General features: G+C 63.2%; 14 protein-coding genes. 3 read left to right on the top strand and 11 right to left on the bottom strand.

What is annotated here, in order from left to right; genetic code table 11:
* Positions 1-6: 6 nt before the first annotated feature.
* The 5 genes from EJ077_RS23785 to EJ077_RS23765 all read right to left on the bottom strand — a co-directional run bounded on the left by EJ077_RS23785 (position 7) and on the right by EJ077_RS23765 (position 5,446).
* Entirely contained in the window at positions 7-1,119 is a 1,113-nt protein-coding gene (locus tag EJ077_RS23785) for a mandelate racemase/muconate lactonizing enzyme family protein (protein WP_208696785.1), read from the bottom strand.
* Positions 1,120-1,124: 5 nt separating this feature from the next.
* Complete coding sequence (locus EJ077_RS23780) at positions 1,125-2,222, bottom strand: ABC transporter ATP-binding protein (RefSeq protein ID WP_208696783.1); 1,098 nt, start codon at positions 2,220-2,222, stop codon at positions 1,125-1,127.
* 4 nt (positions 2,223-2,226) lie between these two features.
* Positions 2,227-3,093, bottom strand: coding sequence for a carbohydrate ABC transporter permease (locus EJ077_RS23775; RefSeq protein ID WP_208696781.1), 867 nt, complete (start codon positions 3,091-3,093; stop codon positions 2,227-2,229).
* Between the two features lie 17 nt (positions 3,094-3,110).
* The gene (locus EJ077_RS23770) at positions 3,111-4,007 is read right to left on the bottom strand and encodes a carbohydrate ABC transporter permease (RefSeq protein WP_208696779.1); all 897 of its coding nucleotides are present in this window, start codon (positions 4,005-4,007) and stop codon (positions 3,111-3,113) included.
* 119 nt (positions 4,008-4,126) lie between these two features.
* The gene (locus EJ077_RS23765; RefSeq protein ID WP_208696777.1) at positions 4,127-5,446 is read right to left on the bottom strand and encodes an ABC transporter substrate-binding protein; all 1,320 of its coding nucleotides are present in this window, start codon (positions 5,444-5,446) and stop codon (positions 4,127-4,129) included.
* 168 nt (positions 5,447-5,614) lie between these two features.
* Here EJ077_RS23765 and EJ077_RS23760 point away from each other — a divergent pair, with 168 nt between their 5' ends.
* Together EJ077_RS23760 and EJ077_RS23755 are read left to right on the top strand one after the other, a co-directional pair.
* Positions 5,615-6,400 carry an IclR family transcriptional regulator gene (locus EJ077_RS23760; protein WP_127870527.1) on the top strand — a complete coding sequence of 262 codons (786 nt, stop codon included), beginning with the start codon at positions 5,615-5,617 and terminating at the stop codon, positions 6,398-6,400.
* Between the two features lie 66 nt (positions 6,401-6,466).
* The gene (locus EJ077_RS23755) at positions 6,467-7,306 is read left to right on the top strand and encodes an amidohydrolase family protein (protein WP_208696775.1); all 840 of its coding nucleotides are present in this window, start codon (positions 6,467-6,469) and stop codon (positions 7,304-7,306) included.
* An 18-nt stretch (positions 7,307-7,324) separates the two neighbouring features.
* Here EJ077_RS23755 and EJ077_RS23750 read toward each other — a convergent pair whose 3' ends face one another.
* The 3 genes from EJ077_RS23750 to EJ077_RS23740 are packed head-to-tail and all read right to left on the bottom strand — an operon-like array spanning position 7,325 to position 10,181.
* Positions 7,325-8,470, bottom strand: a complete 1,146-nt coding sequence (locus EJ077_RS23750) for an extracellular solute-binding protein (RefSeq protein ID WP_208696773.1) — start codon at positions 8,468-8,470, stop codon at positions 7,325-7,327.
* A complete protein-coding gene (locus tag EJ077_RS23745) occupies positions 8,467-9,627 on the bottom strand; it encodes a CaiB/BaiF CoA transferase family protein (RefSeq protein WP_208696770.1) in 1,161 nt (386 codons plus the stop codon). Before EJ077_RS23745 ends, EJ077_RS23750 begins: the two co-directional genes overlap by 4 nt.
* A gap of 2 nt (positions 9,628-9,629) precedes the next feature.
* Positions 9,630-10,181 carry a MaoC family dehydratase gene (locus tag EJ077_RS23740; protein ID WP_208696768.1) on the bottom strand — a complete coding sequence of 184 codons (552 nt, stop codon included), beginning with the start codon at positions 10,179-10,181 and terminating at the stop codon, positions 9,630-9,632.
* 198 nt (positions 10,182-10,379) lie between these two features.
* Between EJ077_RS23740 and EJ077_RS23735 the strand changes: the two genes are divergently transcribed.
* The gene (locus EJ077_RS23735; protein WP_208696766.1) at positions 10,380-11,486 is read left to right on the top strand and encodes a lactonase family protein; all 1,107 of its coding nucleotides are present in this window, start codon (positions 10,380-10,382) and stop codon (positions 11,484-11,486) included.
* Positions 11,487-11,508: 22 nt separating this feature from the next.
* Here the strand turns inward: EJ077_RS23735 and EJ077_RS23730 are convergent, their stop codons facing one another.
* From EJ077_RS23730 to EJ077_RS23720, 3 genes are all read right to left on the bottom strand, one after another.
* Positions 11,509-12,501, bottom strand: a complete 993-nt coding sequence (locus tag EJ077_RS23730; RefSeq protein ID WP_208696764.1) for a Tim44 domain-containing protein — start codon at positions 12,499-12,501, stop codon at positions 11,509-11,511.
* A gap of 71 nt (positions 12,502-12,572) precedes the next feature.
* A complete protein-coding gene (locus EJ077_RS23725) occupies positions 12,573-12,872 on the bottom strand; it encodes a zf-TFIIB domain-containing protein (protein ID WP_167531354.1) in 300 nt (99 codons plus the stop codon).
* Between the two features lie 186 nt (positions 12,873-13,058).
* Positions 13,059-14,048, bottom strand: a complete 990-nt coding sequence (locus EJ077_RS23720) for a zinc-dependent alcohol dehydrogenase family protein (protein ID WP_208696762.1) — start codon at positions 14,046-14,048, stop codon at positions 13,059-13,061.
* Positions 14,049-14,100: the final 52 nt, after the last annotated feature.

The following is a 14,100-nucleotide window of genomic DNA, read 5'->3' as shown; positions in this document are numbered from 1 at the left end:
AGCTCCTTATGCCGTGATCGTCGTGGTGAATTCGGCGATGCTCATGCTCTTCACCGCGTCCCAGTCCCAGTCGATGCCGATACCCGGTTCGTCGGGCGCCAGCGCGTGCCCATCCTCGATGCGCATGTGCCTGCCGGTCAACTCATCGAGTTGCGGAATGTACTCGACATACCTGCCGTTCTGAACAGCGCAGGTCAGGCTGACATGCAATTCCATAAGAAAATGCGGGCAGACCGGAATGTCGAAGGCCTCCGCCGCATGGGCGATCTTGAGCCAGGGCGTGATGCCGCCGATGCGGCCGACATCAACCTGCACGATCGAGCAGGCGCCCTTCTGCATGTATTCCCGGAAATGGCGGATGGAATAGAGCGACTCGCCGATCGCGATCGGCGTCGGCGTCGAGTTCGACAGCCTGATATGCCCGTCTATGTCGTCGGCCGGCAGCGGCTCCTCGATCCAGGCGAGGTCGAGTTCGCGCAACCTTGCCGCACGCCGGATCGCCTCGTCGACCGAAAATCCCTGATTGGCGTCGGTCATGATCTCGTAGCCGTCGCCCACCGCCTTGCGCACCGCCGACAGGCGCGCAAGATCCTCGGACCCATGCGGCCTGCCGATCTTTACCTTCGAGCCGCGAAATCCCTTGGCCTTGGCAGCGAGCGCATCATCGACCAGCGCCTGCGTTTCGATGTGCAGCCAGCCGCCCTCGGTCGTGTAGAGCGGGCAGCGGTCCTTGGCGCCACCGGCCAGTTTCCACAGCGGCAGGTTCTGCTTCTTCGCCCTGAGATCCCAGAGCGCCGTGTCGATCGCCGCGATGGCGATCGCCGTGATCGCGCCGATCGTGGTCGCATGCGTGGCGAATTCCAGATCGTGCCAGATCGCCTCGATCATGTCGGGGTCGCGCCCGATCAGGCGCGGCGCCAGATGGTCGCACAAGAGCCGCATCACCGAGGAACCGCCAGTGCCGATCGTGTAGCTGTAGCCGGTGCCGACCGCGCCGTCGGAATCGGTGATCGTCACGATTGGCGTTTCCTGGCTGACGAAACTTTGGATAGCGTCGGTGCGCTTGACCTTGGGCACAAGGTCCACCATCCGCAACTCTATCTTTTCGATCTTGGCCATGTCGGTCAGCTCCGCAATGTCTTGCCGGTGTCGACGGCAAACAGATGCGCTTGTGACAGGTCGAGGCTCATCGTCACCCGCTCGCCGGACTTCAGCGGGCGCGGGTTCAACATGCGCGAGACCCAGTCGCTGCCGTTGAACTCGACGAACACCAGCGTCTCGTTGCCGAGCGGTTCGGTGACGGTGATCGGCAGTTCGATCTGATGCACGTCGGCGGCACCACCGGAGCTGATGCCATGGCCGGTCGGATAGATGTCGTCGGGCCGCAGCCCGAACACGACCTTGTCGCCGGTGGCGACGTTGGCCTTGAACTGGGCGGGCAAAGGCAGCTTTTCGCCGCTGGCGAAAACCAGTTGGCCATTGTCGACCGTCGCCTCGTGCAGGTTCATCGGCGGCGAGCCGATGAAGCCGGCGACGAAGCGTGTCGCCGGCCGCCGGAATACTTCGTCGGGCGTGCCGACCTGTTCGATGTGGCCGTCGCGCATGATGACGATGCGGTCGGCAAGCGTCATCGCCTCGACCTGGTCGTGGGTGACGTAGATCACCGTCGATTGCACCTTGGCGTGCAGCTTCTTGATCTCGGTGCGCATCTGCGTGCGCAGTTTGGCGTCGAGGTTGGAGAGCGGCTCGTCGAACAGGAAGACATCGGGATCGCGCACGATGGCGCGGCCCATCGCGACGCGCTGCCGTTGCCCGCCGGAGAGTTGCGACGGGCGGCGGTCGAGCAGTGTGTCGAGGCCGAGGATGGCCGAAGCCTCGGCAACGCGGCGGTCCATGTCTTCCTTGGCGGCCCCGGCGATCTTGAGTGAAAAGCCTAGATTCTCGCGCACCGTCATATGCGGGTAGAGCGCGTAGGACTGGAACACCATGGAGATGTTGCGCGAGCGCGGCGGCAAATCGTTGACGACGCGCCCGCCGATCTCGATCGAGCCGGCGCTGATCTCTTCCAGCCCGGCGATCATGCGCAGCGTCGTCGACTTGCCGCAGCCGGACGGGCCGACCAGCGCGATGAATTCGCGGTCGGTAATATCGAGATCGATGCCATGCACGATCCCGATATTGCCGTAGCGCTTGGTCAGTTTTTTGAGGGAAACCGTTGCCATGGGGTCAGCCTTTCACCGCGCCGGAGGTCAGGCCGCCGACAAGGTGTTTCTGGACAATGTAAGTGAGGGTGAGCGCCGGAATGATCATCACCACGGCGAGCGCGCACATGCCACGCCAGTCGATGGTGAACTCGGCCGTGTAGTCGAGCAGGCCGACCGGCAGCGTCTTGGCGCTGACCGAGCGGGTCAGTTGCGAGGCCAATGCGAACTCGTTCCAGCAGGTCAGGAAGGCAAAGATTGCCGCCGACGCAATGCCCGGGCCGGCAAGCGGAAACTCGACTTGCCAGAAGGCCTGCCAGCGCGTGCAGCCGTCGATTTGCGCCGCTTCCGCAAGGTCCTTCGGCACCTGGCGGAAGAAGCCGTCGATCAGCCAGATGGTGAAAGGCACGTTGAGCGCGACATAGGCGAGGATCAGGCCGAAATGCGTGTCGATGATGCCGAGCCGCACATAGAGGAAGAACAGCGGCAGCGACAGCGCGATGCCCGGCACCGTGCGCGTCAGCATCAGTCCGAGGAAGACGCTGGATTTGCCGCGGAAGCGGTGACGCGCGAAGGCATAGCCGCCGGCCATGCCGATGGCGACCGCGATCACCGTCGAGGTCACGGAGATGATCAGCGAGTTGCGGAAATATTCGATGACCGGGATGCCGCCCTTGCCGATGCCTGAGAACATCGCGACATAGGCGTCGAACGAGATATCCTGCGGGATCCACACCGGCGGCTTGGCCATGATCTCGACCGTCGGCCGCAGCGACGACAGCACGATCCAGAGGCCGGGCAGGCAGATGGTCAGCATCGCCAGGAACAGGCCGATGCGATAGACGATACCAAAGAGCCGGCGCTTCAGGCGGGCGGAAGAATTCTCGTCCATTTTCACCACTCCGCCCTTCACCACTCAGCGCCGATCTGCGTGCGCGCCGCGGCGAGCTTGTTGAAGAAATAGACGGTGAAGGCGATCGACAGCAGGATCGAGAAATAGGCCATGGCGTTGGCCATGCCCATGCGTCCGTCGCTGTAGGCGGTGCGGGCCACCAAAGTCCACAACAGCTCGGTGCGCCCCGCTGGCCCGCCGTCGGTCATGATCTTGACGATGTCATAGGCGCGCGCGACATCGAGCGAGCGGATGGTCATGGCGATGTAGGCGAATGGCATGACGAAAGGCCACGTCACATAGCGGAATGTCTGCCACGGGGTGCAGCCATCGACGCGCGCCGCCTCGATCGGCTCCTTGGGCATGGCGAGCAGCCCGGCGAGGATCAGGATGGCGAAGATCGCCGTCGAGGACCAGATCTCGGCAATCGAGATGGCGATGAAGGCGAGATGGCCTTCGATCAGCCAGGGGATGGCATCCCTGGTGATGCCAAGCGACTGCAGGGCGTTGTTCACCAGGCCGATATTGTCGTTGAACATGAACTTGAACTGGAAGCCGACGAGGATCGGCGAGAACATCATCGGGAACATCATCAGCGTGCGCAGGATGCGTTGCCCGCGCGTCGCCTTCTCGACCAGCATCGCCAGGCCGAGGCCAAGCAGCATTTCGAGATTGAGCGCGATCGTCAGCAACAGAACCGTGCGCCCGAACGCCCACCAGAAATCGGTGTTGGCCAGGATCGAAAGATAGTTGCGGAAACCGACGATGACGAAAAACGTCTCGGGCTTGGTCAGCCGGAACGGCGTGAAGCTGGAATAGAGCGAGAGCAGCAACGGCACCACGACGACCGCCGCCAGCACGATGATAGCCGGAAGCAGCAGCAGGAATGGCGCGGATGGCTTGAAGCCCTTCATCGGGGTCCTTTGGTGTCTGGCATGCAATGTTGGGCCGAGGGCCGACCCGGTGAACAGCACCGGCAAGACGCGATCGCCTCCCCCATTCACGATGGGAGAGGCGGCCTTTGGAGCATTGGTTAGAGTTTGCCGGCGTCCTGCAGGATCTGCGTCGCCTTGGCGGCGGCTTCATCCAGTGCCTGCTTGGAGGTCTTGTCGCCGAGGATCGCGGCCTGCAGCTCGGGATAGACGGCGTTCGAAATCTCGATCCACTCGGGCGTCTGCGGCACGGCAAAGGCGTGCTTGGCTTCTTCCTGGAAAGCCGACAGAACCTCCTTCTTGTAGGGATCGTTGGCCGCCTGCTGCAGGTCCCAGTCCCAGACCGCGCTGCGGGTCGGCAGCGGGCCGGCGGCGGCCTCGAGCTTCTGGCTGTCCTCGTTGGTCAGCCACCACACCAGCGATGCGGCAGCCTCCTTGTTCGGGCAGTTCTCGGTCACCGAGAAGCCATGGAAGCCCGACCAGCCGGTGCGCACTCCCGCGGAGCCTTTCGGCGCGACCTTGACGCCGACATTGCCGGCGACCTTCGACGACTTCGGATCGTTGAAGAAGCCTGCCCAGCCTGGCCAATCGAGGTTGATGGCGACGGTGCCGGAGGCAAAGCCCTGGCCGAGATCGTCCCAGAGATAGTTGGTGGTGCCGGCCGGAACGGCCTTGGCCTTGTAGAGGTTGACGAACCAGTCGAGCGCCCGGATGCCGGCCTCGGAGTTGAAGACGGGCTTGCCGTCCTTGTCGAGATATTCGCCGCCCTCGGCGACGACCATTTCATAGAAGCGGCCGTTGATCGCCTCTTCCTTGCCGGCGAATTGCGTGCCGTAGAAATTGGGCGGATTGGCGAAGAATTCGGCCTGGTCGGTGACTTCCTTCCAGGTGTCCGGCGGCATCAGGTCATAGCCGTATTTCGCCTTGAACTTGGTCTTGTTGTCGGCGTTTTCGTACAGGTTCTTCTGGTAGTAAAGGGCAGAGACGTCGAACTGCGCGCGCGGCAGCATCTCCAGCTTGCCGTCGATGGTTGCAGCCTTGATCGTCGACGGCACAAAGGCGTCGATCTCCGACTTCGGCAGCAGTTTGCTGAGGTCGGTGTAGAGGCCCGTATATTGCGGTGCGAACGAGGAGTGGTTCCAGCCGACGCACCAATTGGTGCTGCCCGAGGCGATGTCGGACTTCAATTCCTTGTCGATGTCGAAGCCGTTCTTCTTGGTCAGGATATTGACCTTGGCGCCCGTCGCCTTCTCCCATTCGGGTATGCGCTCGTAGAGCTTTTCATATTGCTGGCCGCCGATCAGCTTCACGTCGACGGTCACGCCTTCGAACTTGCCGGGCAAGTCGCCGGCAAGGGCTGCGCCTGCGCCTGACGCAAGCACCAATGCGCCGGCGCACACGCCGGAAAGCAGTCTGTTCATCGATATCCTCCCTGGGTGCGCCTCGATGGCGCCCGCAACTCGTCACGTGACAAAAGATGCTACATTCATATACAAACAAAACATTCATACGTACGTCAAGGCGAAATTTGTTTCCGCCGGCTGCGTTCCTGCGTATATGAAGAGCTGAATTCACTGGAGGGATGAGCCATGGACGACAGCGAAGACGAGCGCTACCGCGCGCCGGCGCTCGACAAGGGGCTCGACATCCTCGAACTGCTGGCCGGCGTCGACGGGGGCCTGACCCAGGCCGAAATCGCCAAGAAGCTCGACCGCAGCCCCAATGAATTCTACCGCATGCTGGACCGGCTGGTGCGGCGCGGCTACGTCACGCGGCTCGATGGCGACCGCTATTCGCTGACGCTGAAGCTGTTTGGCCTGGCCCAGCTGCACGCGCCGGTGCGGCGGTTGGTTTCCTATGCGACGCCGCTGATGCGCGAGCTTGCCGAGACCTCGCAACAGGCCAACCAACTCGTTGTTTTTGATCGCGGTTCCGCCGTGGTGATCGGCCAGCAGGAAGCGCCGAATTACTGGGGAATCTCGATCCGCGTCGGTTCCCACATCAGCCTGTTCGACACCGGTTCGGGCCACGTCCTGCTCGCCTTCCGTTCGCCGGAAGAGCGCCAGATGATGATTTCGGAGCACGTCCGCAGCACTGACAAGACGGCGCAGCCGGCCGAGTTCTTCGCCCGTCTCGACCAGATCCGCGACCGCGGCTACGAGATGATGGCTTCCATGCAGACGGCAGGCGTCTTCAACCTCTCGGCCCCGGTGCGCGGTTCCGACGGCAAGGCCATCGCGGCGCTATCCATCCCCTACATCACGGTGGTCAATGCGCCGTCCGCGCCCGATATCACACGGACCATCGAGCTGTTGCTGGCAACCTGCGAAAAGCTGTCGCATCTGGCCGGGTCGGCTGTCGGCTCAGCGGCGTAAATTCTTATTTGAATGAAGAATTCCTCCGTGAGATGATCTGAAAAAAGCTATCGGAGGAGCCTCGCCATGATCATCGACACCCATCTGCATCTCATCGATCGCTCGGCCCTGCACTATCCCTGGCTTGCCGGCGTGCCGGCGCTGAACCGCGATTTCTCCTATGAGGAATATGCGGTGGAGGCCCAGCGTGTCGGTGTCGGGCGCGTGCTGCATATGGAGGTCGATGTCGATCCGGCCGACATCGAGGCGGAAACCGCCCGTGTCGAAGGCCTGTCGCGGCAGTCCGGCAGCATGTTGGCCGGGGTGATCGCATCCTGCCGACCGGAACAGGTTGACTTTCCTGCCTATCTCGAACGCCAGCGTGCAAACCCCTTCGTCAAGGGTTTCCGCCGCGTCCTTCACGTCGTGCCGGATGAGCTTTCGGAAGGGGCATTGTTCCGCGACAACATCAAGCGGCTTGGCGGCACCGGCCTGACCTTCGACCTCGTCGTGCTGCCGCACCAGATCCCCAGGGCGATCGCGCTCGCCGATCTGGCTCCCGATGTCCAGTTCGTGCTCGACCATTGCGGCGTCCCCGACATCAAGGGCAACGCCGAGCATCCCTGGCGCGAGCATATGAGCGAGATCGCGCGGCGTCCGAACGTCATGGCCAAGATTTCAGGCGTGGTCGCCTATGCCGATCCCGCCAGTTGGACCGTCGAGACGCTGCGGCCTTATGTCGAACACACGATCGGTGCGTTTGGCTGGGACCGTGTCGTCTGGGGCAGCGACTGGCCCGTTTGCACGCTTGGCGGCGGTCTGTCGACCTGGGTGGCGGCGACCCATGCGCTGCTTTCGGGCTGCAGTGTCGCGGAGCGCGACGGGCTGCTGTCGGGCAATGCCCGCAGGCTATGGCGGTTGAAGTAACGATGCAGTTCAGGTCCCTCAGGTGGGCGCCTGGGTACTGGCCCGGAACAGGCTGATGAGTTCGGCGACGACCTGGCCGGCCGGATGGCCGGAGGTCAGCCCGGAATTGATGCGGTCGGACGCCGCTTGCTGGAACGCCATGTAGCCGTCATGGCGCGGCCGCACCCAGGCGCCCTCCAGCGTTGCGCGCGTGTCCCGATAGAAGCTGCCGGTCGCTTCATTGACAGCCTGGTCCTCCCAGGCAGCCGCGTGGCCCGGCTGGCCGCCGGCGGCGGCATAGATGCCGCGCTGGACATCGCAGCTGGCGACCCAATAGGCGAAATCGATCGCCGCCTCTTTAGCCTCAGAGAAAGCTGAAACGGCTATGCCCGTGCCGCCGAGTGCCGAGCCGATCGGACCATCGGAACCAATGACCGGGATGTCGGCAAAGGCCAGCCTGTTCGCGCGAAAACCCGACGCCGCATAAGAGACATAGCCATAGATCAGCGGTGCGCAGACAATGCGGGAGCCGGCCTCCGCCATGCGCTCCGAAACGGCGATCGGGTCCATGTCGAAACAGGCCGGGTCGAGCAGCGCCGCGATCTCGCGCATCCTCTCGAAGACTTCGCTGCCTGTCTCGATAGCGATGAGATCGTAGGACGGGTCGGTCCCGCAAGGACGTCCGAGGTTGCCGGCCAGCGTGTAGAAGGTCATCAGGCAATGCGGTGGCCGCAGCGGCAGCAGCACACGGCCCTGGCGGGCGAGATCGAGCACCTCGCCCCACGTCGCTGCCGGCGCATCGAGCGCATCCGGCCGCCAGGCCTGCATCTGCGCCGCCGCGTCGATCGGAAACGCCCATTGCCGGCCTTGCCAGTTGTAGCTCGGATAGGACTGGCCGACGCTGCCCGACGCGAGCGCCGCGCGCTCCGCCTCGCGGCCGGCGACATCGAGCGGTTCAAGGCAGCGCTCCGCCGTGATCTGGCCGACATGCGGATGGTCGATGACGATCAGATCATAGGCGCGCGCCAATTCCTCGACCGGGAAAGATTCGAAATCCTGCAGCGAGCGCTTGTCCCATTCGACGGCAACGCCGGTTTTTTGCTCCCACCAGGATGAACACGCGACCATCGGGTCGTAGCCGCGCGGGTGGCTCCAGGTCATGCCCCTGAGTTTATGCACGCTCACAGGCCGAACTCCGCGCGGATTTTCGCACTGTGTTCGCCGATGCGCGGTGCCGCGCGGTCGACCTTGGCTCTGATCCCATCGACCCTGAGCGGCGAACTGGTGGTGAGGATGGAAACATCATCCTCGCGCGTCACCGTCTGCAGCATGTCGAGCGACTGGAAGCCTTCGCTTGCCAGCATCTCGGGCCAGGTCAGCACCTTGGCGCACCAGATGTCGGCTGGTTCGAGGATATCAAGCCATTCGTCGATGGTCTTGGTGGCAATTCTCCGCGCGATGATTGCCTTGATGTCGTCGCGCGCGGTGAACCACGATGCCGGTCTGTCGCGATAGGGGGCCAGTTCTCCGAGCGACAAAAGGTCGGCCAGCTTGGGGATCGGCGTCATGGCGATGGCGAGGTAGCCATCCTTGGCCGGATAGACGCCGTAAGGCGCCGACAGATAGGCATGCGCGCTGCGGAAACTTGAGCGTCTGGGCAGGCGGCGGCCGTCATTGAGATGCGTGGTCAGCACCTCGAACTGGAAGTCGACCAGCGCTTCCAACAAGCTGGTTTCGATATGGCTTCCCTGGCCGGTGATGCCGCGCCGAACCAACGCGGCCAATATGCCTTGCGCGCAGGCCGCGCCCGCCAGCATGTCGCCAATGGCGAGGCCGAACGGCACCGGCCCCTGGTCCTCGTCGCCGTTCAGCCACATCACGCCGGAGCGCGACTGCGCCAGCAGATCCTGGCCGGGCCGCTTGACCCAGGGACCTTCCTCGCCATAGCCGCTGATAGAGGCATAGACCAGACGCGGGTTGATCTGGCGGACGGCTTCGTAATCGAGGCCGAGCCGTTCTATGACACCCGGCCGGAAATTCTGGATCAGCACATCGGCCTTGGCCAGCAGGCCGCGCAATGCCTTGAGGTCCGCCTCGTTCTTCAAATCGATGGCCAGGCTTTCCTTGGCCCGGTTGATGGCATGGAAGATGGTGGAATCGCCGCCGATCTCGGTGTCGCTGAGATAGAGCCGGCGCGACAGGTCGCCCCCGTCAGGACGTTCGATCTTGATGACGCGGGCGCCGAGATCGAGCAGCCTGAGCGAGCAGTACGGCCCGGACAGGAATTGGCTCATGTCGACGACGACGAGGCCGGCAAGCGGCAATTCGGCTGCTGCCGGCATCTTCATTTCTCCGTCTTGCCGGCGAAATCGGCAGGGTTGCGGTATTTCACCGTCTGCAGGTGTTCGCAATAGAGCACCAGCTCGCCTTCACCCTTGAACACCTCGTAGCTGGCGCGGATCAGCCCCATCTCCTTGTAGCGGGGCTTTTTGTCGAGGTTGGAGCGGATCGAATAGATCGTGTCACCGATGAAGACGGGCTTTATGAAGCGGAGCTTGTCGTAGCCGTAGGAGAAGGCGTTGACACAGTTGGTGGCGACCAGCCCGAGGCCCGCCGAGAAGACGAACGCGCCGGCAATCAGCCGTTTGCCGAAAATGCCCTCGCTCTCGGCAAACATCTGGTCCTGCACATAGGGGTGGATGTCGAGCACCAGCGTGTTGAAGAGGTGGCTGTCGCCTTCGGCCATGGTGCGCCGCAACGAACGGATTTTCTGGCCAACCGGCCAGTCCTCGTAAAACCAGTTCTCGGCGTTCCACACCGGCAGGGCGGCATGATCGGCAGGCATGTTCGTAGGGTGCGTCGAGGCAACGCCGACGGTTGGCGCGAAATCGTTCATGGCGCAATCCACCGGTCTCGCGAGAACGCCCGGTCTATCATTCGAGCACGCATCAAGGCGCCTGACTGCACGACGTCTCCTCCCGTCAATCTTCTTTTGTAAATACTATTTTCACATATGGGGTTGCGTTGCAAGCGAGGACAGGCAAAATTTTGACCGGGTTTGGCGCGCGGCAGCGCGGGCAGGCAGGAGGAAATCATGCGCGGTGTCTGGAATGCCTGTCTGGTGTTTGTCGGCAGTCTGAACCGCGAGGCGCCGTATTTTCAGGGCGCCCGCGGTGTTGGTCTTGGTGTCTACAGTTTTGATGAAAGGACGCTGGCCGTTCAAAAGCTGGCCGAGACCAACGACATCGACAACCCGACCTTCCTGTCGGTCACCCCCGATGGTTCGCGCCTCTATGCCAACTCGGAAGTGTCCACCTGGCGTGAGGGAACTGTCTCCGCCTACAGCTTCGATCGGGCCTCGAACAGGCTGAGCTATCTGAACAAGCAGCCCGCCCTTGGCAGCATCACCGCCCACAACACCGTCACCCGTGACGGGACGAAACTCCTGGTTGCCAACTATGGCGCCGGGGAGGGTGGCCCGGATCGGGCGGTGGCGGTCTATGCTTTTGACAAGGACGGTGCACTGTCCGCGCCGCTGGCCAGCGTTTCGCACAAGGGAACCGGACCAAATGCGGCACGGCAGGAGCGGTCGCATGCCCACAGCGTCAACGAAACCCTTGCCGGTGGAACGGCAATCGTAGCCGACCTCGGCATCGACCGGCTGGTGTCCTACCGGATCGGTCAGGACGGAAGTCTGGTGAAGCTCGCAGAATCCGCACTGCCACCGGGTGCCGGTCCGCGTCACATCGCCCTGCACCCGAACGGCCGCTTCGTCTTTGTCATGAACGAGCTGGATTCGACAGTTGTCTCGATGACACTCGACAATGCGACCGGCAGGTTGTCGATCATCGACACCAAGCCGGCGGTGCCGGACGAGGCGCGTGAGACCAACCACTGCGCCGATATCCAGATCTCGCCGGATGGCCGTTTTGTCTATGGCGGCAACCGCGGCCACGACAGCATCGTCATCATGGTGGTCGATCAGGAGACCGGCGGCTTGAGCCTTGTCGGCTATGTTCCTTGCGGGGGTGCCACGCCACGCAACCTGGCGCTGACACCGTCGGGCGGTCATCTCTTCTCGGCCAACCAGAATGCCGACCGCATATCGATCTTTGTCCGCGATGCCAGCACCGGCATGCTGACCGACACCGGACGCGCCATCGAGATCGGCACGCCGATGTGCGTCAAGATCGTGGCTTGATCGCCGGCAAGCGCGCCGGGACTCAAGCCTCTTGTATCGCCGAGAGCTTCCAGGTCGAGCCATTCTGGCGCGTGAACGTCCACAACTCGGTCGTCTCTGTCGGATGATCCTCGTCACCGTCGACGACCTTGCCGCTCGCCCGTTCGCGCGTCACGTCGCGAGACTCGTAGCGCAATGCGGCCGTGGCGTAGTCGCGGTCATCCTCGCGCCAGCTTTCCGCGATGTCGGCCTGCAGCAGGGTGACATCGGACACTTCGTTTCTGAGACCTTTCTGGGCATTGTCGGCCAGTTCTTCCGACAGATAGGACACCATCTCGGGCGTAACCGACCGGCGCAATGCGGCATGGTCTTCGCGGCCGAATGCTTCCTGGACCTCGGTCAACAACTGTTGGAAGGCGTCGAGGTCCGTCTGGGCCAGCGTGATCTCCTCGGAGCGAGCGGCCTCATGGCCTCCGCCCGAGCCGCCGCCAAAGCCGGGAATCGTGAAGGAACCCCCGGTTCCGGTCTCCTTCTGTGCCGTTGCGCGGTTCTCGAACCGCGAAGCCTGGGCATTGCCCATGCCGGCGAGCGCCGGCGCGGGACCACGCGCGGATTGCGACCGGAAGAACCGGATGGCCAGCATGATGGCGCCACCGATGAGCAGGGCCTGGAGCAGGAATCCGAACATGCCGGCGAGGCCGCCGAAGCCTTGGCCCACGAGCAGTCCGATCAAGCCGCCGAGCAGCAGGCCGCGCATCATCGTTCCGCCGAAGCCGCTCATGAAGCCAGGCCGCTGCGGGCCGGCCTGCGGCTGCCGGGCAGTATTGTTCACGCCGGTGTTGGGTGTCATCGAACGCTCGACCGGCGCGGTCGGCGCCGGCGCGGTCCTGGTCGGCGGTGCAGACTGGAAGGTGCGCGTGCCGCGACTGCCGAAGCTGCCGCCGCGCCGCGCCTCGGCATGATCGATCGCGACCATGGAGAAGGCAAGGAACAGTCCAGCGAAGAGGGCGGCAAATCGGCTTGTGCGGGAAGTCATCGGGGTGACCTTTGTCGATGTGGTTTCGGAAATTTCAGCAAAACGTCGGCCGGGTGGCGGGCGTCATGCGGTCAATCGAACAATTCTTCGAAGAACGACTTCTTTCGCTTCGGATAGCGTTGGCCATGCGAGCGGGAATAGTCGTCATCGCGGTCCCGGCCATGGTGCGGCTGGGAGAATGCTGCCGGCTGTGGCTGCGGCGCGGGCGGCGCATCCCTGCCGGAGCGCTCGATGATCTTGTCGAGTTCGCCACGATCGAGCCAGACGCCGCGGCACTGCGGACAGTAGTCGATCTCGATCCCCTGGCGTTCGCTCATCACGAGCGCGACGCGGCAGGAGGGGCAAACCATACCAAGCAGAGATGATGTCATCAGGGGCTCCGAACCAATGAAGGAATGAGCCCGCTCGACCGAAAAGAATGGAAAGGGGCCCGTTATAGCGGTCCGACATCACGGTCGCCGAAAGCGACAGTCAGAGGGGCCCGGCCCGCATTCGGGATTTAGGAATGCGGGGCGGCGCCTTCAAGGGGTAATATTGCCGGTGAGAATGATTACTGGTCAAACCGTCATGACGATCTTGCCGAACTGCTCGTTCGATTCGAGATAGCGATGCGCCTCGACGATCTGGTCGAAGGGAAACGTTCTGTCGATGATCGGCCTCAGCGTGCCGTCCTCGAGCCCTTGGAGGATGAATGCCTTGGCAGCCTCCAACTTCTCCGGATTTCCGGTGATCTCGTGGACGAGATAGCCGCGCAACGTCAGTGTCTTGCCTAGTACCGCAGGCAACGGGAATGGCGTCGGCTCCCGGCTGAGGCCACCATATTCGATCAGAATGCCGCCCGACGACATGGCCGCTGTCAGCGGCTCGAAGATTGGCCCGGCGATCGGATCGAACACGATGCGTACGCCTTGCGGCCCTGCGATCTGGCTCAGTCTTTCCGCCAGTTCCTCTTCCTCGAGCACCACCACATACGCTGCGCCGGCGTCGAGCAGTGCTTTCCTCTTCGCTGACGTCCGCGTCACCGCGATCGCTGTCGCACCAACCCTGTTGGCGATCTGGATCGCGGCAAGCCCGACGCTGCTGGAGGCGGCGGTGATGACGACGAAGTCTTGTCCACCCAGCCCGGCGATGTCGATCAACGCACCATAGGCGGTGAGGTATGGCATCCAGATCGCCGCCGCCGTCCGCCAGTCGAGGGACGGCGGGTATTTGACGATGAGCCCGGCGGGAAAGGTGACAAGCTCGCCGTAAGCCGGCCAGCGAACCATCGATTGCGGCGGGATGACACTGACGGCGTCGCCGGGGCTCAGCCCGGTCACGCCTTCGCCAATTGTCTCGATGACGCCTGCCGCTTCCAGCCCGAGCCCTGAGGGCAGCGCGGGTGTCTCGATATAGCTGCCCGCGCGCAGCAGCGCCTCGGCGCGGTTGAGGCCAAGCGCCTTGACGCGGATTTGAACCTCGCCCTGGCCCGGCGGGGGAAGGTCGACTTCCTCAATGCGCAGGACCTCGGGACCACCATGCTGGTGGAAGCGGACGATACGGGTCATTCAGCTCACTCCAAATTATTTGAACCGAATGAGTTATGAGGCGAAGCCTGTT

The organism is Mesorhizobium sp. M8A.F.Ca.ET.057.01.1.1 (genome assembly GCF_003952565.1).
In the GTDB taxonomy this organism is placed as follows: domain Bacteria; phylum Pseudomonadota; class Alphaproteobacteria; order Rhizobiales; family Rhizobiaceae; genus Mesorhizobium.
Note: the sequence above shows the minus strand (reverse complement) of the source record. Positions and strands in the feature narration are given on the sequence as shown.